This is a genomic window from Bacteroides parvus, assembly GCF_017309675.2.
Lineage (GTDB): Bacteria > Bacteroidota > Bacteroidia > Bacteroidales > Bacteroidaceae > Bacteroides > Bacteroides uniformis.
The window spans coordinates 625,985-648,037 of sequence record NZ_CP084680.1; the positions used below are offsets into that span (position 1 = coordinate 625,985).

Annotated in this window: 21 protein-coding genes; 14 read left to right on the forward strand and 7 right to left on the reverse strand. The window is 47.3% G+C overall.

Features of this window, described 5'->3' with window-relative positions:
* The first annotated feature begins 113 nt into the window (after positions 1-113).
* Positions 114-1,184 (forward strand): M20 family metallo-hydrolase, encoded by a 1,071-nt coding sequence (locus JXR92_RS02445; protein ID WP_117588744.1) that lies wholly within the window; start codon positions 114-116, stop codon positions 1,182-1,184.
* A 7-nt stretch (positions 1,185-1,191) separates the two neighbouring features.
* Here the strand turns inward: JXR92_RS02445 and JXR92_RS02450 are convergent, their stop codons facing one another.
* The 4 genes from JXR92_RS02450 to dut are packed head-to-tail and all read right to left on the reverse strand — an operon-like array spanning position 1,192 to position 5,431.
* Positions 1,192-2,484, reverse strand: a complete 1,293-nt coding sequence (locus tag JXR92_RS02450; protein ID WP_117703847.1) for a murein hydrolase activator EnvC family protein — start codon at positions 2,482-2,484, stop codon at positions 1,192-1,194.
* A 49-nt stretch (positions 2,485-2,533) separates the two neighbouring features.
* Positions 2,534-3,121, reverse strand: coding sequence for a lipoprotein insertase outer membrane protein LolB1 (gene lolB1, locus JXR92_RS02455; RefSeq protein WP_138344661.1), 588 nt, complete (start codon positions 3,119-3,121; stop codon positions 2,534-2,536).
* Positions 3,099-4,949 carry a tetratricopeptide repeat protein gene (locus JXR92_RS02460; protein ID WP_138344662.1) on the reverse strand — a complete coding sequence of 617 codons (1,851 nt, stop codon included), beginning with the start codon at positions 4,947-4,949 and terminating at the stop codon, positions 3,099-3,101. Before JXR92_RS02460 ends, lolB1 begins: the two co-directional genes overlap by 23 nt.
* Before the next feature lie 47 nt (positions 4,950-4,996).
* The gene (gene dut, locus JXR92_RS02465; protein WP_117703874.1) at positions 4,997-5,431 is read right to left on the reverse strand and encodes a dUTP diphosphatase; all 435 of its coding nucleotides are present in this window, start codon (positions 5,429-5,431) and stop codon (positions 4,997-4,999) included.
* A gap of 183 nt (positions 5,432-5,614) precedes the next feature.
* On the opposite strand from dut, the gene JXR92_RS02470 reads away from it, so the two are divergent.
* Positions 5,615-6,943 carry a deoxyguanosinetriphosphate triphosphohydrolase gene (locus JXR92_RS02470; RefSeq protein WP_119961400.1) on the forward strand — a complete coding sequence of 443 codons (1,329 nt, stop codon included), beginning with the start codon at positions 5,615-5,617 and terminating at the stop codon, positions 6,941-6,943.
* A 28-nt stretch (positions 6,944-6,971) separates the two neighbouring features.
* Here the strand turns inward: JXR92_RS02470 and JXR92_RS02475 are convergent, their stop codons facing one another.
* Together JXR92_RS02475 and JXR92_RS02480 are read right to left on the reverse strand one after the other, a co-directional pair.
* Positions 6,972-7,949 (reverse strand): GNAT family N-acetyltransferase, encoded by a 978-nt coding sequence (locus JXR92_RS02475; protein ID WP_117600213.1) that lies wholly within the window; start codon positions 7,947-7,949, stop codon positions 6,972-6,974.
* Between the two features lie 43 nt (positions 7,950-7,992).
* Complete coding sequence (locus JXR92_RS02480) at positions 7,993-8,811, reverse strand: 1-acyl-sn-glycerol-3-phosphate acyltransferase (RefSeq protein WP_117600212.1); 819 nt, start codon at positions 8,809-8,811, stop codon at positions 7,993-7,995.
* A gap of 213 nt (positions 8,812-9,024) precedes the next feature.
* On the opposite strand from JXR92_RS02480, the gene JXR92_RS02485 reads away from it, so the two are divergent.
* From JXR92_RS02485 to JXR92_RS02495, 3 genes are all read left to right on the forward strand, one after another.
* Positions 9,025-9,528, forward strand: a complete 504-nt coding sequence (locus tag JXR92_RS02485; RefSeq protein WP_117600211.1) for an RNA polymerase sigma factor — start codon at positions 9,025-9,027, stop codon at positions 9,526-9,528.
* A gap of 373 nt (positions 9,529-9,901) precedes the next feature.
* Positions 9,902-10,405 (forward strand): RNA polymerase sigma factor, encoded by a 504-nt coding sequence (locus tag JXR92_RS02490; protein ID WP_117600209.1) that lies wholly within the window; start codon positions 9,902-9,904, stop codon positions 10,403-10,405.
* 125 nt (positions 10,406-10,530) lie between these two features.
* Positions 10,531-10,668 (forward strand): hypothetical protein, encoded by a 138-nt coding sequence (locus tag JXR92_RS02495; protein ID WP_158562784.1) that lies wholly within the window; start codon positions 10,531-10,533, stop codon positions 10,666-10,668.
* Between the two features lie 184 nt (positions 10,669-10,852).
* On the opposite strand, the gene JXR92_RS02500 is transcribed toward JXR92_RS02495, so the two are convergent.
* Complete coding sequence (locus JXR92_RS02500) at positions 10,853-11,122, reverse strand: hypothetical protein (RefSeq protein WP_226791248.1); 270 nt, start codon at positions 11,120-11,122, stop codon at positions 10,853-10,855.
* 98 nt (positions 11,123-11,220) lie between these two features.
* Between JXR92_RS02500 and mraZ the strand changes: the two genes are divergently transcribed.
* From mraZ to murG, 9 genes are all read left to right on the forward strand, one after another.
* The gene (gene mraZ / locus JXR92_RS02505) at positions 11,221-11,697 is read left to right on the forward strand and encodes a division/cell wall cluster transcriptional repressor MraZ (RefSeq protein WP_117600208.1); all 477 of its coding nucleotides are present in this window, start codon (positions 11,221-11,223) and stop codon (positions 11,695-11,697) included.
* 10 nt (positions 11,698-11,707) lie between these two features.
* The gene (gene rsmH, locus JXR92_RS02510) at positions 11,708-12,628 is read left to right on the forward strand and encodes a 16S rRNA (cytosine(1402)-N(4))-methyltransferase RsmH (RefSeq protein ID WP_117600286.1); all 921 of its coding nucleotides are present in this window, start codon (positions 11,708-11,710) and stop codon (positions 12,626-12,628) included.
* Between the two features lie 9 nt (positions 12,629-12,637).
* The gene (locus JXR92_RS02515; RefSeq protein ID WP_005830386.1) at positions 12,638-12,988 is read left to right on the forward strand and encodes an FtsL-like putative cell division protein; all 351 of its coding nucleotides are present in this window, start codon (positions 12,638-12,640) and stop codon (positions 12,986-12,988) included.
* A gap of 87 nt (positions 12,989-13,075) precedes the next feature.
* The gene (locus tag JXR92_RS02520; RefSeq protein WP_117600207.1) at positions 13,076-15,214 is read left to right on the forward strand and encodes a penicillin-binding protein; all 2,139 of its coding nucleotides are present in this window, start codon (positions 13,076-13,078) and stop codon (positions 15,212-15,214) included.
* A 43-nt stretch (positions 15,215-15,257) separates the two neighbouring features.
* Complete coding sequence (locus JXR92_RS02525; RefSeq protein ID WP_117600206.1) at positions 15,258-16,706, forward strand: UDP-N-acetylmuramoyl-L-alanyl-D-glutamate--2,6-diaminopimelate ligase; 1,449 nt, start codon at positions 15,258-15,260, stop codon at positions 16,704-16,706.
* A gap of 8 nt (positions 16,707-16,714) precedes the next feature.
* Positions 16,715-17,983: a phospho-N-acetylmuramoyl-pentapeptide-transferase gene (gene mraY, locus JXR92_RS02530; RefSeq protein ID WP_117600205.1), complete on the forward strand. Its 1,269-nt coding sequence runs from the start codon at positions 16,715-16,717 to the stop codon at positions 17,981-17,983.
* 52 nt (positions 17,984-18,035) lie between these two features.
* A complete protein-coding gene (gene murD, locus JXR92_RS02535) occupies positions 18,036-19,370 on the forward strand; it encodes a UDP-N-acetylmuramoyl-L-alanine--D-glutamate ligase (RefSeq protein WP_117600204.1) in 1,335 nt (444 codons plus the stop codon).
* Positions 19,371-19,437: 67 nt separating this feature from the next.
* Entirely contained in the window at positions 19,438-20,754 is a 1,317-nt protein-coding gene (locus tag JXR92_RS02540) for an FtsW/RodA/SpoVE family cell cycle protein (RefSeq protein WP_117600203.1), read from the forward strand.
* Positions 20,755-20,853: 99 nt separating this feature from the next.
* Positions 20,854-22,050 (forward strand): undecaprenyldiphospho-muramoylpentapeptide beta-N-acetylglucosaminyltransferase, encoded by a 1,197-nt coding sequence (gene murG / locus JXR92_RS02545; protein ID WP_117600285.1) that lies wholly within the window; start codon positions 20,854-20,856, stop codon positions 22,048-22,050.
* Positions 22,051-22,053: the final 3 nt, after the last annotated feature.

The following is a 22,053-nucleotide window of genomic DNA, read 5'->3' on the forward strand; positions in this document are numbered from 1 at the left end:
AGGTAGTGGTTTCATTTGAAACTAATCCGATATTAGCGGGTAATTATTCAATATGGGTACTCCTTTCCGTTTTTTATTCGTAAGTTTGCAGCAGGATTATTTATTTACCGAATATGATTTACGATATACCGACTTTAACTTCCGAAGCAATCGGATTGCTCAAATCACTGATAGCCATTCCTTCCTTGAGCCGCGACGAGGAGAAAGCGGCGGATTATCTGCAGAACTATATCGAAATGCAAGGCATGGCAACAGGACGTAAAGGCAACAATGTATGGTGCCTCAGCCCGATGTTCGACCTAAAGAAACCGACCTTGCTGCTGAATTCCCATATCGACACCGTAAAACCCGTCAACGGGTGGCGGAAAGATCCTTTCAAACCAACGCTGGAAAGTAATGGAAAGCTCTACGGGCTGGGCAGCAACGATGCCGGAGCCAGTGTAGTCAGCCTGCTGCAAGTATTCCTGACATTGTGCCGCACCACTCAGGCCTACAATCTGATATATCTTGCCTCGTGTGAGGAAGAAGTATCAGGCAAGGGGGGAATAGAATGCGTATTGCCGGAACTCCCTCCCATACAGTTTGCCATTGTAGGCGAGCCGACAGAGATGCAACCTGCCATTGCAGAAAAAGGATTGATGGTGCTGGACGTAACTGCTACCGGAAAATCGGGACATGCTGCCCGAAACGAGGGAGATAATGCTATATATAAGGTATTGGATGATATTGCCTGGTTTCGTGATTACCGTTTTCCAAAAGAATCTTCCCTGTTGGGTCCCGTGAAAATGAGCGTAACCATGGTAAACGCCGGTACACAGCATAACGTCATTCCCGACCGTTGTACTTTTGTCGTAGACATTCGCAGCAACGAGTGTTATAGCAATCAGGAGCTATTCGATGAAATACAGAAACACATCACGTGTGAAGCCAAAGCCCGCTCCTTCCGGCTAAGCTCTTCACACGTAGCTCCGGAGCATCCGGTAGTGCAAAAGGCTATTACCATGAAACGTACTCCTTTCGGCTCACCGACCTTGTCCGACCAGGCACTGATGCCGTTCCCTTCTCTAAAGATGGGACCAGGGAAAAGTGCCCGTTCACACACTGCCGATGAATTTATCTTTGTCAAGGAGATAGAGGAGGCGATAGGAATGTATTTGGAGTTGCTGGAAGGAGTGAAAATTTAAATTATCATTATCTGTTCAGCCACGGCTCCGGATTCAGTTTTTCCTTCTCTTTCCTCAATTGGAAATGTAGCACCGTACGACCATTGTCGGCCCCATCCGAGAAGATTTGTCCGAGGGTCTGTTTGGTGGTAACATCATCGCCCTGCTTCACCAAGGCCGATGACAAGTTGCAATAGACGGATATATAATTCCCGTGACGGACAAGGATATTGAACAGTCCGTTCAGTTTAAAGACAGCCGCCACTTTACCATTGAAGATGGCGCGGGCTTGGGCACCCGGTTTCCCTTGTATATCGATGCCTTTATTGTCCAGCTTGACATTGCGCAAACCTTCTACAGAATACTGGCCGTAATGGCTGGTAATGATATACGCTCCAGTGATGGGCATCGGCAACTTACCGCGATTATTAGCAAAATTCCCGGATAATTCACGGTCTGCCTTACTCATGGAGTAAGTATCCAAAGGCTGTGCCTTTGGCTTTGCGGACGTAGAGGCAGTCGCAGTTTTCTCACCAGCCTTTTTACGTGCGGCTGCCTCACGGCGCGCTTCTTCTGCCGCACGTTTACGCGCTTTCTCTATCTCTTCCGCTATCAGGCGGTCAATGCGTGCATTGAGCTGATTGGCTTCACGGCGTTTCTTATTCAGTTCGTTCTGCAATCCCCGCTGTTTCTTTTTCAGATTGGCCACCAACAACTTCTGTTCCTTCTCCTGCGCTTCCAGCTTGACTTTCTCCTCTTCACGTTCTTTCAGCAATCCTTCCTTGGCAGCCTTCACTTGCTGAAGCTCAGCCTTCTTACGGTTCAGCTGTTCCTGCTTTTTCAACACCTCCTCACCTTGCAGGCGCTGATAAGTGGCATATTCGCGTACATAACGCATGCGTCGATAGGTCTGTGCCAGGCTCTTGGCAGAGAAAATGAACATCAGCTTCTCTTCAATGGAACGGTTCTTATACAAATATTGGACGGACGATTCATATTTCTTCTTCTTGTCCTTTAGGTCACGTTGCAAGCGAGTCAACTGACGTCCCAATGAAGACAACTCGCGCTCTATGGATTCCACATCATTATTGATAGTCAGAATATAACGTCTGCGTTCTTCTATCTGTCCGGTCAGTGCAGCAAGACCTTTCAACTGGCTTCCCACATCCTTCTTGGTGGTTATCAACAGCGTCTCCGACTCTACTATCTGTTTCTGCAAGGCACCACGCTTGCTTTCCAGTTCCTTAATCAGCTTGTTGGACTGGGCAAAGAGCGGAGAAACCGGCAAAAGGAGGAGAAAGAAGAAAAGGAGAAGCTTCATAAGTTATAAGGGATTATCCAACAACTATCAACTATCAATGATCAACTAATCAAAGGTCCATCAGCATTTCCAGCAGTTCCTCCAGCTCCACCTCTTTATATTTCTGTGAGAGCTGGGTAGGGGCCAGTACAAAAGGCTTATCCGAGAAGTTGGAAAGTTCAATCTTTCCCTTTTCCAGAGAGGGTATCCCGAGTTCCTTGCCGGTAAGCACCTTCTTACCATTGGGTTTGGAAGCAGCATAAAGCAGTTTCTCCAAATGGGCAAAATCCGCCTTCTTGGGCAGCACATCCTTCAGTTCCTTACGTGTTGCACGGACATAACGTTTTCCCATACGGTCTACCAACAGAATCTCATCCGGGGTGACTTCCATACGTGCCACCTCCGTACGAAGTATCGGCATCAGAAAGGAAATCTGCATGCATTCTTCCTTCTTCAACTTCATCGTACCGTTCACAGTAAGGGTGGCATCTTTATGGGGTACCGTCAGCTGCACTTTGGAGGAAAGGCAGGCAGATTCTCCGGACAGAGAACTTGAGTGACGCGAAGTCTTGCAACCGGCAAACCCCACAGCCAGCAACAACAGCAAGGACAATAGGCGGCACGTCCTTGCCATATCATTCAGCAGGTTTAGTTTCATCTGATATATATTTCTTTTTTTGTATTTTCTGTTTCAACGTATCAGAGCGATTGCCCTTATCCCAGGCTTGTTTCCAGTATTTCAAGGCACCTTCCGCATCGCCAGTCATGTAATAGATATCTCCGCAATGTTCCAAGACCACGTCACTGCTATCTTTATCATTCTTTATCGCCTCATCTATGTAGAGACGCGCCTCGGCATAATTACCTTTAACAAACAATATCCATGCATATGTATCGAGATAGGTGGAATTGTTCGGCTCGGCTTTCACTGTCTTGTAGCTCATCTCTTCCGCCTTGTCTAAGTCGCGACGCTCCACGGAAAGATAATATGCGTAGTTATTCAAGGCACCGATGTTTGAAGGATTGTACACCAAAGCGGAATCATAAGCCGCATAAGCTTCCGCATGCAGATTCTTGGTGTGATAAGCATCACCGATAATGGCATAAAAATCTGATACGACCTCCTTCTTGCTATCGTCCTTGACGTGTGACAAAGCCTTTTGACAGATGGCAAGAGCATCATCCGTCCGTTCCGCCTGGTTGTAGGCAATGGCCAGATAGAAATAGAACTCCAACATATCGGGATTGGACTCCACACCGGCTTCGCACAAATTCATTATTTCCTTGTAATCCTCCTGGCGCACGGCTTCCCCCAGCAATGTCATACGAGCCGCTGTGTTGGTAGGGTCTATCGCCAGAACCTGACGCAGAACCGGTCCTGCCTCCTTGTTCATTCCTTTGGAAAGAAGATATTGGGCATACAGCAAAGGTAATTGTGCCTCATCGGGCTCCTGCTCCATGATACGGTTGAAGAGCGTAATGACACGTGTGCTGTCCTTGCCTGCCTGCTCATTCTGCACGATGAACTGCCGCATCACATTCAGTTTGGTGTCCGAAGCCACTTTCTTGTTCAGTAACAGCGTGTCCAATTGCTGTTCATATAGTTCCTTCTGTCCGGTCTCTTCGTAGTAAGAAGCCAATGAGTACATGGCCATTGCATTGTCCGGCTCTTCGACCAGCACCTTCTTGTAAATCTCATAAGCTTCCTGCTTTTTCCCGTTCTGCATATAGACATCCCCCAGTACCACCTGATAGCGCCTATCGTTGGGATACTCTTCTACCAGACTTTCTATTTCATGAAAGGCGCTCTTGTCGTCCTTCTTTTGCAGATAGATGCGGAACTTCTCCATACTGAGCTGTTCGTTCTTGCCCATCCGTTCCTCGAGCTTGTTCAGTATACCGATAACTTTGTCATACTCTTCCTGGCGGTTGTAAATCTCCAGCAAGTTGTATAGCGGGTCCAGCTTATCCGAGAAACGTACCGCCATATTTTCCAACAAGACAGCGGCTTTCTCCGTTTCGTTTTGCTGCATGTACAGATTGGCAAGTCCCTGGGCATACCAGTAATTGTCGGGAGCATTCTCCACCGCCTTTTCCAACGCGGCTTGTCCCAGCGGCACCTGCTTGAGGAACATATAATACTGGGCCATCTCATACAAAGCCGATGATGCGTTCGGGTTTATCGTCAGGCAATGTTGCAGGACATCAAAAGCTGCATCATAGTCTTTCTGGACTTTCAGACGGGCGGCCTCAAGAAAGAAGTAGTCGTAACGGCGCTGCTGTTCGGGGGTAAGCTCCTTTACGGGCGAAACATCGGCTTTCTTCGACTTCTTCCGTTTCTTCAATTCCTTCCGTGCCTTTTCAGGCCGACCGTACCCGCTCATTTTCTCCTTAGAAGCTTGAACATTGGCAGCCTGCACTCCATACGTAGTAAGGCAGAAGGCACCTATCAACAACGCAAGTATTATTTTTACTCTGATTCTCATCTATTTAATTATAAATTCTTAGCCCGTAAAAACGGAACAATATCCATTCATTTTTTACCCGTATGCCCGAAGCCACCGGCACCGCGCTCCGTCTCATCCAGCACTTCCACTTCCTGCCAAAGAGCTTGTTCGTGACGCGCTATCACCATTTGTGCAATCCTCTCCCCATCTTCGATGACGAAGGTTTCTGCAGAAAGGTTGACGAGAATAATACAAACTTCACCACGGTAATCGGCATCAATCGTTCCAGGGGAGTTCAGCACGGTAATCCCCTTCTTAATGGCCAATCCGCTACGCGGACGCACTTGCGCCTCAAATCCTTCCGGAAGAGCGATATAAAGGCCAGTAGGCACCAGACACCGCTGCATCGGAGCCAGCGAAATAGATTCATTAAGGTTTGCACGGATATCCATTCCTGCAGACAGCTCAGTGGCATAAGCCGGAAGCGGATGCTTTGATTTATTGATGATTTGTACGTTCAACATGATGTTATTTACGATTTGACGATTTACAATTAGGGCTACTTCTATTCTTACAATTCGAGTAATTCAAGTTTCGCAATTCATCTCCGTTTCACTATAAACTTGGGCGAAAATACGGCTTTTTATACAAAATAGTGATACATTTGCAGTTAAATAATAGTAACTTCAATCGTAAATAACATCATGATGAATTGGAATACGCTCATATCTGCCAAACGTTTCGGACTGGAAGAGTTTCATCAGGAACGCCATGAAAACCGCTCGGAATTCCAACGTGACTATGACCGCCTTGTCTTCTCCGCCCCCTTCCGCCGTCTGCAGAACAAAACCCAGGTATTCCCTCTTCCCGGTAGTGTATTCGTCCACAACCGATTGACGCACAGCCTGGAAGTATCATGTGTAGGTCGCTCACTAGGCAACGATGTATCGAAAGCTCTCATTGCCCGCCGTCCGGAACTGCAAGACAGCTACCTCACCGAAATAGGCTCCATCGTTTCCGCCGCCTGCCTGGCACACGACTTGGGAAATCCTCCTTTCGGACATTCGGGAGAACGAGCAATTTCCACCTTTTTTTCTGAAGGAAAAGGAATGTCCCTGAAGGGCCAACTGACACCTGCCCAATGGGAGGACCTTACTCACTTTGAAGGAAATGCAAATGCGTTCCGCCTGCTTACCCACCAGTTTGAGGGAAGGCGACAGGGAGGATTTGTACTCACCTACTCCACCTTGGCAAGCATCGTGAAATATCCCTTTTCATCGAGTCTTGCTGGCAAAAAGTCAAAATTCGGTTTCTTCATCACAGAGGAAGAAAGTTTCCGCCGCATAGCAGAAGAGTTGGGTATGGAGAAGCAGAACGATGCCCCGTTGAAATATGCCCGCCACCCGCTAGTCTATCTGGTGGAAGCCGCCGATGACATCTGCTACCAGATGATGGATATTGAGGATGCTCACAAACTGAAAATTCTGACTACACAAGAAACCAAAGAGTTGCTTCTTTCTTATTTCTCGAAAGAGCGCCAAGCACACCGGCTCAAAACGATGGAGATAGTAAGTGACACCAATGAGCAAATAGCCTATCTGCGTTCCAGCGTTATCGGGCTGCTTATCGGCGAATGCGTGCAAGCCTTTGTAGACAATGAAGAAAAGATTCTGAAAGGAGAATTTGAAGGAAGCCTCATCAACCATATATCCGAGGTACCAGCCAATGCCTACAAGCACTGTGCAGACATCTCCCTGAAGAGGATTTACCGCTCACGCGACGTACTGGACATTGAACTTGCCGGTTTCCGCATCATCAGTACCCTACTCGAACTGATGATTGACGCCGTGCGTTCTCCAGAAAAGGCATATTCGCAACTGCTCATCAATCGCGTATCGGGCCAGTACAACATAAAAGCGCCTGCACTCTATGAAAGAATACAGGCGGTATTGGATTACATCTCCGGAATGACAGATGTATTTGCACTCGATTTATACAGGAAAATAAACGGGAATAGCTTGCCAGCGGTATAACAGACGACAAGCATTCTTCCGGATAGTCCTATGATACAACCTTATTTGCTCCCGACGTAAGCTTGCATGCCTCCGGTGCGCTCGCTATGAATGACTCGATGTGGCGAATGCGCTTTTCTGCCAAAATCTCGTCCACGGCAATCAGGATACCCGTTTCCTCCACATCTCCGAAACCGTAATTGATGGCTGTACCAAACATACGCATGGTAGGGCTGAGACTCATATAGGCATTCACCAGAGGGGGAATATTATACCCCGCCTTACGGATTTCACAATTCAAAATCTTATAGTCTTCTTTAAAAGAGTCTTTACAGAAGAGAGCTGCCAATTCACTCTCGTCCGATTCCAGAAGTAACGGCTTCATCGGAGTAATCAGGTTGTCCTTATCCGCAAAGTGTTTCCGAAGAAAATAAAGAATCTTATCACGACTCTGACGATGATAGCTGGGATACATAGTCACCTTTCCGAAGAAATACTTCACATTGGGCATGACTACGGTCAGTGCGCCCAAACCATCCCACAGATTATCCAACGCAAACAGACCTTTACTGTCTGCACGCGTAGACTGATACTCCAACGTAACGAACGAACGTCCCAACTCAATGGTCGTAGGAAGATAGTCCTTCAAAAATTTATCCGAAAAGTTAAACATATGGGCAGTTGCCAGAATAGGGGCACCATGTTCATCAAAACGCACATCCGTACCTAAGATATAACGGTATCCACCCAAAATTTCTTCAGCTTCCGGATTCCAGACAATCAACTGCTTGTACGGATTGTCCATGATGTCATATTCGTCAATATCCATAGACTTGCCCGTTCCTCCTCCCGCAGCGCGGAACGCAATCTCGCGCAAACGGCCGATCTCCTTCATGGTATTCGGAGAGTCTTGGGCAGTAATGATATATATCTGGTTATGACTTCTATTGGTCATGCGCAGGCGCTTCTCCTCAGTCAACTCCGCTTTCAACAGCTCCTTGCTTATCGGTGCAATTACATCTTCCATATTTCTCTGTTAGTAGTTCTTCTTTTATATAAATACGGTCTCTCTACAATTTATATACAATATCCTTCACATATTGCGCCCATCCAGCCGGGCTTTTCGATTTATCGAAAGTTTGCCAGGGGATAGGCTTCCCTATGGTGATAGTAAATGTTTTATGGCGATTCTTCAGCATTTCATCTGCCAGGTAAAGCATGGCGATATTGAACTTGACACCCAATATCTTACAAAGATTGGCAAGATTATAAAAGAAATTGGAGTTCCGCCCTTCGAAGTGGATGGGAACTACATCACGGTGGGCTTCGACACTCTTCACGATAAAGGTCTTTTTCCAATCCAAGTCACGGATGACCCCATTCTGCCTACGTGAACAAAGACCTGCGGGAAACATGATGAGCTGATTGTCCGAAGCAAATCCCGCCTCCACCATTCTCGGGAAGTCTTTGGCCTGCTTTCCCGTCTTGTTGATGGGGATGCAGAGCGGTGCCAGTCCGTGCAGGTTCATCAGCAGGTCGTTGACCATATATTTCACCTTGCCGCCATAAAAGGAGCCCAAGACATAACCCAACGCCACTCCGTCCTGCCCACCCAGGGGATGGTTGGATACAAAAGTATAAAGCCCTTCTTTAGGCAGATTCTCCTCCCCCTTTACCACAATATTGGCATCAAGGAACTCCAGACAAGCTTTCAGAAAATCCACACCGACTTTATCTTTCGACTCCCGCAAAAAGACATTCAATTCCTCTTGATGAACGATATGCTTCAAATAAGAAACTACGAACTTGGGGATATACTTAGACTTCTTCGGAGCCTTTTCCCGAAGTATCTTGTCTATGTCAATCAAAAATAAAGAGTCGTCAGCCATTCTTCTTTTGATGAAATGAATGTGCAAAATTAACTCATCTTTTTAATTAATCGCAAAAAAAGGACAGAAAACTACACCCGAAATCTATCAAATAACACCTAAAAACTATCAATTGACAGTTTTCCCCCTAAAGTGTGTTTGAAATCCGTCTGCCTGAAAAAGAAAACTTCCGTAAACTTGCAATATCATGATTAACGAAAAAACATAGCACATATGAACAATATAACATTTAAAAAAGACCTGCTCGGAGTTCAAGACGATTTATTGCGTTTTGCATACAAACTTACTTCCGACCGTGAAGAAGCCAACGACCTCCTGCAGGAAACATCCCTGAAAGCTCTGGATAACGAAGAGAAGTATACTCCCGATACCAATTTCAAAGGATGGATATATACCATCATGCGTAATATCTTCATCAACAATTACCGCAAAGTGGTGCGTGACCAGACTTTTGCGGACACCACGGATAATCTCTATCACCTGAACCTGCCGCATGACACCGCTTTTGAGAGCACAGAAAGAGCATATGATTTGAAAGAGATGCACCGCATTGTCAACGCCCTGCCACGGGAGTACAAGATTCCCTTCTCCATGCATGTCTCCGGCTTCAAGTACCGCGAAATTGCAGAGAAGCTGGGGTTACCCTTAGGCACGGTAAAGAGCCGCATTTACTTCACCCGCCAAAGATTACAACAAGACTTGAAGGATTTTGTTTAAGAACCCAGCATATAAAACCAGTGATTTCCATAAATTAAGAAGAGTACAAATTTTAGTTGTATCAAAAGAGAGAAAGGTAGGCCGGGACAATCCCATGTCTACCTTTCATGGCCTCGCCTTTATATTTCTGCACGAACATATTCAAGCCGTTACGCTTTGCGATAATATTATTTACAAAAATCAGGTAGTAACCTCTGGTTACATTCCACCTTTCCAGCTATCCGAAGCACTGAAAGCTAACCAAAACCACCTGAAAACTGCCAATTATTAGATTTCCCCCCAAAGAGAGTTTGATTTCCGTCTATCAAAAAAAAGAATCATCCATAACTTTGCATCATCAATAAAACGAACAATAATTAAAAAAACATCCATTATGAATAATAGAACATTTACCCAAGACCTACTCGGAGTTCAAAACGACTTATTACGCTTTGCATATAAATTAACCTCCAACCGCGAAGAAGCCAACGATCTGCTTCAAGAGACATCATTAAAAGCTCTGGACAATGAAGAGAAGTATACACCTGATACCAACTTTAAAGGATGGATATATACCATCATGCGTAATATTTTCATCAACAATTACCGTAAAGTGGTACGTGACCAGACGTTTGCAGATACCACAGACAATCTCTATCATCTGAATACACCGCATGACCTCACACTCGACAGCACAGAAAGTGCTTACGACCTGAAGGAAATGCACCGCATTGTCAATGCCCTGCCACGTGAGTACAAGATACCTTTCTCCATGCACATTTCCGGTTTCAAGTACCGTGAAATCGCAGAAAAGCTGAACCTCCCACTTGGAACAGTAAAGAGCCGTATCTTTTTTACCCGCCAGAAGCTGCAGCATGACTTGAAGGATTTCAGATAAGAGAATACGGCAAGCAAAGAATTGTTTATTTATTGGCCGGATAAAAACGAAATATACTTATTTTCAGACAATCATAGAATACAAACCAAGATACCTAAAGAAAAACCGAGTGATTAATAAACAACATGAAGAAACAGACAACCATTACAGCCTGCACATTTGTAACAATGGCAATGGAAGCTCCTGCTGTTTTTGTCGTACAGCCGGCCATGAGCAAGCACGTCAAGTACGCAGGTATGGCACTACGTACAGCTGGTCAATGAAGACAAACTTGACTCGCTGAACAGCATACAGTAAAAAAAAGATTTATCCACCGGATTCTGTGGATGAATATAATAATCAACCACCCTAGGGAAATATTATCACTCCTCCCCATCATCTCCCGGCAAACGGTAACGTTCACAAAAAAAGATGGTAAATTAACAAAAAAGAGTTAAGAAGTTAATACTAAAACAAGGAAGAGTTAAGAAAGAGCTTTATCCCAAACTTTGGTTTTTCCAAACCAAGCCTTGAGATAGAAAAACCAAGGCTTGGTTTAGATATCCGCAAGGCTGGGAAAGAAGTTTCCCGCCCAAGACACCATTCCACCAACAAGCGACTTTCAAACCAAAGACCCGCCATCTCTAACTGAATCTTTTCAAAAGAGACTACACAAATTCCCCACCAGCAAAGTGCTTCAAAAGTAGCTTCATTATCAAATGAATAAGCTATCAACAAGGTGTTGAAAACTTCTTCCTAAGATTTTAGTTAAAAGATTGTGGGGAATTGTGGAGAAATGTGTATTTTTACCGTCGCTTATTATAATAAGGTGAGAAATGATACAATTCTTAGGTAATATCGAGGCGAAGGCAGATGCAAAAGGAAGAGTTTTCATCCCGGCCACCTTCCGGAAACAGCTGCAGGCCGCTTCCGAAGAAAAGCTCGTGTTGCGCAAGGACGTATATCAGGATTGCCTGGTGCTCTACCCGGAAAGTGTATGGTTTGCCACCCAAAACCAACTTCGCTGCCGGCTGAATAAATGGAACGCTAAACAGCAAATGATTTTCCGCCAGTTCGTAAGTGACGCGGAAATCATGATCCCTGACGGGAACGGACGCATCCTGCTCCCAAAGCGTTACCTGCAAATGGTGGGTATACAAAGTGATGTCCGCTTCATTGGCGTGGACAACACAATAGAAATCTGGGCCAAGGAACGTGCCGAACAACCATTCATGAACCCTGACGAGTTCAGTGAGGCTCTTGAAGAGCTGCTGGGAGACGAAAATATTTGCTGTGACGAAAATAAGCTATAAACAACAGATGATGAAAGAAGAAACAACATATCATATCCCCGTATTGCTGATGCCGAGCGTAGATGCGATGAGCATCCGTCCGGACGGCACGTATGTAGACGTAACGTTTGGTGGAGGAGGACATTCGCGCGAGATACTGTCCCGCCTGGAAGACGGCGGCCGGCTGCTGAGCTTCGACCAGGACGAAGATGCGGAACGCAACATTGTGAACAACCCGCATTTTACATTCGTACGCAGCAACTTCCGCTACCTGCACAACTTCCTACGCTATCACGGCATCGAAAAAGTGGATGCCATACTTGCCGACCTCGGCGTATCTTCCCATCACTTTGATGACAGCGAACGGGGATTTTCCTTCCGCTTCGACGGAGCACTGGATATGCGTATGAACAAACGTGCCGGCCTGACAGCTGCCGACATCGTGAATACCTACGAAGAAGAAAAGCTGGCCGATATTTTTTATCTGTACGGCGAGCTGAAGAACAGCCGGAAACTGGCATCTGTCATTGTTAAAGCACGGGCTACGCAGAGAATTGCCACCATCGGCGAATTTTTGGAAATCGTCAAGCCACTCTTCGGCCGCGAACGTGAGAAGAAAGAACTAGCAAAGGTATTCCAGGCATTGCGCATTGAGGTAAACCAGGAAATGGAGGCACTGAAAGAAATGCTGTATGCAGCAACAGAAGCGCTAAAGCCGGGAGGCCGTCTGGTGGTGATAACCTATCACTCCCTGGAAGACCGTATGGTGAAGAATATCATGAAAACCGGCAACGTGGAAGGCAAGGCCGAAAAAGATTTCTTCGGGAACGTATTGACCCCGTTCCGGCTGGTCAACAACAAAGTAATTGTACCGGACGAGGAAGAGATAGAGCGCAATCCGCGTTCGCGCAGCGCCAAGCTGAGAATTGCAGAAAGAGTAACGAATGATTAGTGACTAGCAATGGAAAAGAAACAAGAAGAAAAGAATACGGAGAAGGTGAAAAAACGCACCTCACTGAAAAACATCATAGGAGGCGACATTCTGGCCACAGACTTCTTCCGCCGTCAAGCCGGATTGTTGTTCCTTATCATGGTGCTTATCATTATTTACATCAACAACCGTTACGAATGCCAACTGCAACTGATAGAGATAGACAACCTTAAAAAAGAGTTGATAGACATCAAGTACGATGCCTTGACACGCAGTTCGGAATTAATGGAACGGAGCCGCCAATCGCGCATCGAAGAATACATCGCCACCAAAGAAAGTGATTTGCAGACTTCCACTAATCCACCGTACTTACTAAAATAATGGAGAATTGAGGATTAAAGTAATTTCAATAGCACATCGTAAATCGTTAAATCGTAAATAACATTGGCTGTAAATAAAAAAAACATAATGACCCGTTACTTCTTCGTCGTCCTACTCATGGGGCTGGTGGGGATAGCTATTGTTGTGAAAGGCGCCATGATTATGTTTGCCGAGCGACAGTACTGGCACGATGTAGCCGACCGCTTCGTCAAAGAGAATGTAACGGTGAAGCCCAACCGGGGAAATATCCTGTCCTCGGATGGTAAACTGATGGCAAGTTCGCTGCCGGAATATAAAATATATATGGACTTCATGTCCGGCGAAAGGGACGAGAAGCGCCGCAAAAAGGACCAGCAGCGCAAGGATTCTATCTGGAAAGCCAATTTCGATTCCATCTGTATCGGGCTTCATCAGATTTTTCCGGACATCAGTGCCGCCACCTTCAAAAGCCATCTGCGCAAGGGGCGGGAGATGAAGAGCCGGAACTACAACATTCTTCCCAACCGCAACCGGCGCATCTCTTACATTCAGTATAAGGAAGCCAAGCGGTTACCCGTATTCAAGATGAACAAATACCGAGGCGGTTTCCACGAACAGATATACAACCAGCGTAAAAAGCCGTTCGGTTCTTTGGCAGCCCAAACCCTGGGCCGTCTTTATGCCGATACAGCCATGGGAGCCCGCAACGGCATTGAGTTGGCCTTCGACACCCTGCTGAAAGGACGGAACGGTATTACCCACCGTCAGAAGGTGATGAACAAATACCTGAATATCGTAGACCTTCCCCCGGTAGACGGTTGTGACATCATATCCACCCTCGACGTAGGCATGCAGGACATCTGCGAAAAAGCCCTGGTGGACAAGTTGAAGGAAATCAATGCCAATGTCGGGGTAGCCGTACTGATGGAAGTGGCTACCGGAGAAGTAAAGGCCATTGTCAACATGATGAAAGCCGGAGACGGCAATTACTACGAAATGAACAGTAATGCCATCAGCGATATGTTGGAACCGGGCTCCACCTTCAAGACAGCCTCCATTATGGTGGCACTGGAAGACGGCAAGATAACCCCGGATACCGAGGTAGACACGGGCAACGGTATTATGAATATGTACGGCAGCAAGATGAGAGACCACAACTGGCACCGGGGAGGCTATGGAAAGATAGATGTGACACGTATTCTGGAAGTTTCTTCCAATGTGGGCGTCTCCTACCTCATCGACAAGCACTACAAGGATAATCCGCAGAAGTTCGTGGACGGTTTGAAGCGCATGAGCATCGACCAGCCGCTTCATCTGCAAATTCCTGGTGAAGGAAAGCCCAACATCAAAGGACCTAAAGAGCGTTATTTTGCCAAAACGACTTTACCGTGGATGAGTATCGGCTACGAGACCCAGGTACCTCCTATGAACATACTGACCTTCTACAATGCCATAGCCAACAATGGGGTCATGGTACGCCCCAAGTTTGTGAAAGCAGCGGTAAAGGATGGTGAGGTAGTGAAAGAATATCCTACGGAAGTAATCAATCCCAAGATATGTTCCGACCATACCCTGACACAGATCCGCGAAATCCTTCGGAAAGTGGTATCGCAAGGTCTGGCAAAACCCGCCGGCAGCAAGCAGTTCTCCGTATCGGGCAAGACGGGTACGGCACAGATTTCTCAAGGAGCAGCCGGATATAAGTCGGGACGGGTGAACTACCTTGTAAGTTTCTGCGGATATTTCCCCTCGGAAGCACCTAAATACAGTTGCATCGTTTCCATTCAGAAGCCTGGGTTACCAGCTTCAGGCGGTCTGATGGCAGGTAGTGTCTTTGGGAAAATAGCGGAAAGAGTTTATGCCAAAGACCTGCGTTTTGACATACGCAGTGCCATAGACAGTACCACCAATGTGATTCCTCCCGTGAAAGCCGGAGAGATGAATGAGGCGCTCCTTGTATTGAACGATCTGAAAGTTCCCGTCCAGAAACAGTTCTCCGAACAAAAGAAAAAGGAGCAGTGGGGACATACACAAGCTGCCCCGTCGGCAGTCATCCTGCAAGACCAGGAACTGGCCTCGGGCACCGTGCCCAGCGTGGTCGGTATGGGAGCGAAAGATGCAGTCTACCTTTTAGAGAGCAAAGGACTGAAAGTAAGGCTAAACGGCGTAGGACGGGTGAGGAACCAGTCCATAGCAAGCGGCAGTCGGATAGTGAAAGGACAAACCATAGCCCTGACACTACGTTAACATGAGAATAAACAAGATTTGGATATACATTATATAATAAGGTATGAAATTAAGTGATTTGTTGGCAACAATACAGCCGGTCCGGATTGCCGGAAGTACAAACATGGAGATAACGGGAGTGAATATAGACTCCCGCCTGATAGAAACCGGACATCTGTTCATGGCCATGCGTGGTACGCAGACCGACGGGCATGCCTATATCCCAGCTGCTATCGACAAAGGGGCTGTCGCAGTATTGTGTGAAGAATTGCCGGAAGAGCTCAAGACCGGCACCACCTACATTCTGGTGAAAGACAGTGAAGATGCCGTAGGGAAAGTGGCCACCACTTTCTATGGTGACCCTACATCCAAGATGGAACTCATCGGCGTGACCGGAACCAACGGAAAAACAACCGTTGCTACCTTATTATATAATACTTTCCGCTACTTCGGCTACAAGGTCGGACTGGTTTCCACTGTATGTAATTACATCGACGACCAGCCCGTACCGACCGAACATACCACCCCGGACCCAATAACCTTGAACCGCCTACTTGGAGAGATGGCGGACTCCGGCTGCAAGTATGCCTTCATGGAAGTCAGTTCCCATTCCATTGCCCAGAAGCGCATCAGCGGTCTGAAGTTTGCCGGCGGTATTTTCACTAATCTGACCCGCGACCATCTGGATTATCATAAAACGGTGGAGAACTATCTCAAGGCCAAGAAAAAGTTCTTCGACGAACTGCCGAAAGGAGCTTTCAGCCTGACCAACCTGGATGACAAGAACGGACTCGTGATGACACAGAATACCCGTTCGAAAGTATACACCTACTCTTTGCGCAGTCTTAGCGACTTCAAAGGCAAAGTCTTGGAATCTCATTTCGAGGGAATGTTACTTGACTTCAACAACCACGAGCTGGCAGTACGTTTCATCGGAAAATTCAATGCCTACAACCTGCTGGCGGTATTCGGTACTGCCGTATTGCTGGGCAAGAAAGAAGAAGATGTACTGGTTGCCCTCAGTACGCTGCGTCCGGTAACCGGCCGCTTCGATGCCATCCGTTCACCGAAAGGCTACACTGCCATTGTGGACTATGCGCATACTCCAGACGCCCTGGTCAATGTATTGAACGCCATTCACGGAGTGCTGGAAGGAAAAGGAAAAGTGATTACCGTTGTAGGTGCCGGCGGCAACCGCGACAAAGGCAAGCGTCCCATCATGGCCAAAGAATCCGCCCGCTTGAGCGACCGGGTCATCATTACCTCCGATAACCCGCGCTTTGAAGAGCCGCAGGACATCATCAACGACATGCTGGCGGGGCTGGATAAAGACGACATGCAGAAAACCATCAGCATCACCGACCGCCGCGAAGCCATCAAGACAGCCTGCATGCTGGCACAGCCGGGAGACGTGATTCTCGTTGCAGGCAAAGGGCATGAGAATTATCAGGAGATTAAAGGCGTGAAACACCATTTTGACGACAAAGAGATATTAAATGAAATAATTAAATAATTAACATTATGTTATACTACTTATTTCAATGGTTAGACAAATATGACTTCCCCGGTGCGGGCATGTTCGGCTATACATCCTTCCGTTCGTTGATGGCAATCATTCTGGCATTGCTCATTTCGAGCATCTGGGGAGACAAGTTCATCAATCTACTGAAGCGCAAGCAAATTACCGAAACGCAACGTGATGCCAGTATCGATCCATTCGGTGTGAACAAAGTGGGAGTACCCAGCATGGGCGGTGTCATCATTATTTTTGCCACACTCATTCCTTGCTTGCTACTGGGCAAGTTAGACAATATTTATATGATATTGATGCTGATTACCACAATCTGGTTAGGGTCGCTAGGATTTGCCGACGACTACATCAAGATATTCAAAAAGGACAAGGAAGGCCTGCACGGTAAGTTCAAAATCATCGGTCAAGTAGGTTTAGGACTTATCGTCGGATTGACTCTCTACCTCAGCCCGCAGGTGGTTATCCGCGAGAACATAGAAATAGAGAAGCCAGGGGGACAAATAGAAGTAGTACATGCAGCCAAGGAAATCAAGGCAACGCAGACCACCATCCCGTTCTTCAAAAGCAACAACTTCGACTATTCCGACTTAGTAAGCTTTATGGGTGAACATGCCCAAACAGCAGGTTGGATATTGTTCGTGATTATCACTATTTTCGTAGTTACCGCCGTCAGCAACGGAGCCAACCTGAATGACGGAATGGACGGAATGGCGGCAGGGAACTCCGCCATTATCGGACTGACCTTGGGAATACTCGCCTACGTGTCGAGCCACATTGAATATGCCGGCTACCTGAATATCATGTACATTCCCGGCTCGGAAGAACTGGTAATCTTTATCTGTGCCTTCATCGGTGCACTTATCGGCTTCTTATGGTACAATGCCTATCCGGCCCAAGTATTCATGGGCGATACGGGCAGTCTGACCATTGGAGGAATCATCGCAGTATACGCCATCATTATTCACAAGGAACTGCTGATACCCATCCTTTGCGGTATCTTCCTGGTGGAGAACCTCTCGGTCATCCTGCAACGCCTCTACTACAAGACAGGCAAGCGGAAAGGCGTGAAACAACGTCTCTTCAAAAGAACGCCGATACACGACCACTTCCGCACTTCCATGAGCCTGATAGAACCGGGATGCAGCGTGGTATTCACCAAACCGGACAAGCTGTTCCACGAATCCAAAATCACCATCCGCTTCTGGATTGTGACGATTGTACTGGCAGCGATAACAATTATAACATTAAAGATTAGATAATGTGGGATGCATTAGCATAGTTTCCACATTGACATATTAGTATATAAATATTATGAGTAGAATTGTAGTATTAGGAGCTGGCGAAAGCGGCGCAGGCGCTGCTGTACTGGCCAAAGTGAAAGGTTTCGACACGTTCGTCTCCGACATGTCTGCTATTAAAGACAAATACAAGGAACTGCTGGATAAATACGGCATTGCCTGGGAAGAGGGACACCACACAGAAGAGCTGATTCTGAATGCTGACGAAGTGGTGAAAAGCCCCGGTATCCCCAACGACGCTCCGCTCATTGTGAAATTAAAGGAAAAAGGTACGCCCATCATCTCTGAGATAGAGTTTGCGGGACGGTACACTGACGCAAAGATGGTCTGTATCACCGGCTCAAATGGAAAAACTACAACCACCTCGCTCATTTATCACATCTTCAAGAGTGCAGGACTGAACGTCGGCCTCGCCGGCAACATCGGCAACAGCCTGGCCTTGCAGGTAGCCACGGAGCAGCATGATTACTACGTCATTGAGCTGAGTTCCTTCCAACTGGACAATATGTATAACTTCCGTGCCAACATTGCCGTACTGATGAACATCACTCCGGACCACTTGGACCGTTACGACCACTGTATGCAGAAATATGTGGACGCCAAATTCCGCATCACCCAAAACCAGACACCGGAAGACGCTTTTATCTTCTGGAACGACGACCCCATCATCAAGCGCGAACTGGACAAGCATGGCCTGCGCGCCCATCTTTACCCGTTCGCTGCCGTAAAGGAAGACGGAGCCATCGCATACGTGGAAGACGGTGAAGTGGAAATCAACGAACCGATAGCCTTCAATATGGAGCAAGAGGAGCTGGCGCTGCACGGCACACACAACTTATACAATTCATTAGCCGCTGGTATCTCGGCCAACTTGGCCGGTATCCGAAAAGAATATATCCGCAAGGCTTTGTCCGACTTCAAGGGAGTGGAGCACCGATTGGAGAAAGTAGCCACCGTACGCGGCGTAAGCTTCATCAATGATTCCAAGGCAACGAACGTAAACTCCTGCTGGTATGCCCTGCAAAGCATGACCGGCAAAACCGTACTTATCCTCGGCGGTAAGGACAAAGGAAATGATTATACGGAAATCGAAGACCTTGTACGCGAAAAGTGCTCTGCCCTGGTATATTTGGGATTACACAACGAAAAGCTGCACGACTTCTTCGACCGCTTAGGATTGCCCGTAGCTGATGTTCAGACCGGCATGAAGAATGCCGTAGAAGCAGCCTTCAAACTGGCAAAGAAAGGTGAAACCGTGTTGCTCAGCCCTTGCTGTGCCTCCTTCGACCTCTTCAAGAGTTATGAAGACCGCGGCGAACAGTTCAAAGCATGTGTCAGAGCACTATAAAAGACAAGTGCCGCATGAGACTGTCAACTTGTAATTCTTTAATTATTAATTTTTAATTTGCGAAGCATTGGATTTATTAAAGAGCATATTCAAAGGCGACAAAGTGATTTGGATTATTTTCCTTTTCCTTTGCCTCATCTCCATCACAGAGGTATTCAGTGCTGCCAGTACGCTGACCTACAAGAGTGGCGACCACTGGGGACCGATTACGCAGCACAGCATTCTCCTGATGGTAGGTGCCGTCATTGTAGTACTGGTACACAACATCCCCTATAAATGGTTCCAGGTGTTCCCGGTATTCTTGCTTCCGATATCCATCGGACTGCTGGCTTTTGTGATGCTGATGGGATTCATTACCGGTGACCGCGTAAACGGCGCAGCCCGCTGGATGACCTTCATGGGCATTCAGTTCCAGCCGTCGGAAATAGCGAAGATGGCCGTCGTCATCGTTACAGCCTTTATCCTCTCGAAAGGGCAGGACGAAGACGGTGCAAGTCCGAAAGCCTTTAAGCGCATCATGATTATTACCTGCATAGTCTGTGGCCTTATCCTGCCGGAAAACTACTCAACGGGAATGTTGCTCTTCGGAACGGTCTACCTAATGATGTTCATCGGGCGGGTATCTGCCAGGAACCTACTGATACTGGGAGGAGGGATTGTGGCATTCGTTACAGTCTTTGTTGCCTTCCTGCTGGCCACGCCAGACAAGACATTGGAAAATATACCGATGGGACACCGTTTTACCACTGTAAAATCCCGTATTGCAGACTTTACCAACAAGGAAGAAGTTCCTGCTGCCAAATTCGACATCGACGGCGACGGGCAAGTGGCACATGCCCGTATTGCCGTAGCTACGAGTAACGTTGTAGGCAAGGGCCCGGGAAACTCCGTACAACGTGACTTTCTGAGCCAGGCATTCTCCGATTTTATCTATGCCATCATCATTGAGGAACTGGGACTGGTAGGCGGGATAGTCGTTGTGTTCCTTTATGTCTGCCTATTGGTGCGAGTGGGCCGTATCGCCAAAAAATGCGACCGCACCTTCCCCGCTTTCCTCATTACCGGAATAGCCTTGCTACTCGTCACGCAGGCGTTGTTCAACATGATGGTTGCCGTAGGTCTGGCACCCGTCACGGGACAACCGCTTCCGCTCATCAGCAAGGGTGGTACATCCACTTTCATCAACTGTGCCTACATCGGCATGATACTGAGCGTCAGCCGCTATACAGCCAAACTGGAGGAACAACGGATGCATGATGCACAAGTGACTATGCTGGTGGATACCGGAAATGCAGAAAACCTGAAACAACCGATCGACAGCGAGGCACAAACAGCCGCCGAACCGACAGCAAAGGTACTGAACAGTGATGCGGAGTTTGAATAACAGCCTCTCCCCCACCCCCTCCCCTATAGGGAGGGGAGAAAAGAGTGATTGAGTAATGGCGAGTATGCCAATAATACAAAAATAAAGAAGAACAAGAATATGAGTAAAGAGGCAAACAACTATACAAGTCAAAGTAACTCTACCCCTCTCTCTACGGGGAAGGGAGTGAGGCTTATCATCAGCGGCGGTGGTACCGGAGGACATATCTTTCCGGCTATCTCCATTGCCAACGCCATAAAAGAGTTGTGTCCCGACGCAGAGATTCTCTTCGTAGGTGCCGAAGGAAGAATGGAGATGCAGCGTGTTCCCGATGCTGGTTACCGGATTATAGGTTTACCCGTTGCCGGATTTGACCGTAAACATCTGTGGAAGAACGTCTCCGTATTGCTGAAACTGATACGGAGCCAGTGGAAAGCACGGAGCATCATCAAGGAGTTCCGCCCGCAAGTAGCTGTCGGTGTAGGTGGCTATGCCAGTGGTCCTACGCTGAAAATGGCGGGAATGATGGGTATTCCCACACTGATACAAGAACAGAATTCCTACGCCGGTGTCACTAACAAGCTGCTGGCACAGAAGGCATGCAAGATTTGTGTGGCTTACGAAGGTATGGAAAAATTCTTCCCGGCAGAAAAGATAATCATGACCGGTAATCCGGTGCGCCAGAATCTGCTCCACCACTCCATCTGCCGCGAAGATGCCGTGAAATACTTCGGACTGAACCCGGAGAAGAAAACAATACTGATATTGGGCGGCAGTCTCGGAGCCCGCACCATCAATCAGACATTGAGTGCCGGACTGGATGTCATTCGCGCCAATCCCGAAGTGCAATTCATCTGGCAAACGGGGAAGATATACATTGACCAAGTCAGAGAAGCTATTACAAATACAACGGGAGAAGCCGTACGCAACCCGCGCATTAGTGCCATCCCCAATCTGTACGTGACGGACTTCATTAAGGATATGGCAAATGCATACGCGGCTGCCGACCTGGTGATTTCACGTGCAGGAGCCGGTTCCATCTCCGAGTTCTGCCTGCTGCACAAGCCAGTCATCCTGGTTCCCTCACCCAATGTGGCAGAGGACCACCAAACCAAGAATGCGCTGGCGCTGGTGGATAAGGGTGCAGCTATCTATGTGAAGGATGTGGAAGCGAAAGAGAAGCTGCTACCGGTGGCGTTGGAGACAATCGCCAACTCCGAGAAGCTGCAAGACTTAAGCAAGAATATCTCCAAGCTGGCGTTGCCGGACTCGGCAACAATTATTGCGAAGGAGGTATTGAAGTTAATTAAGAAATAAATT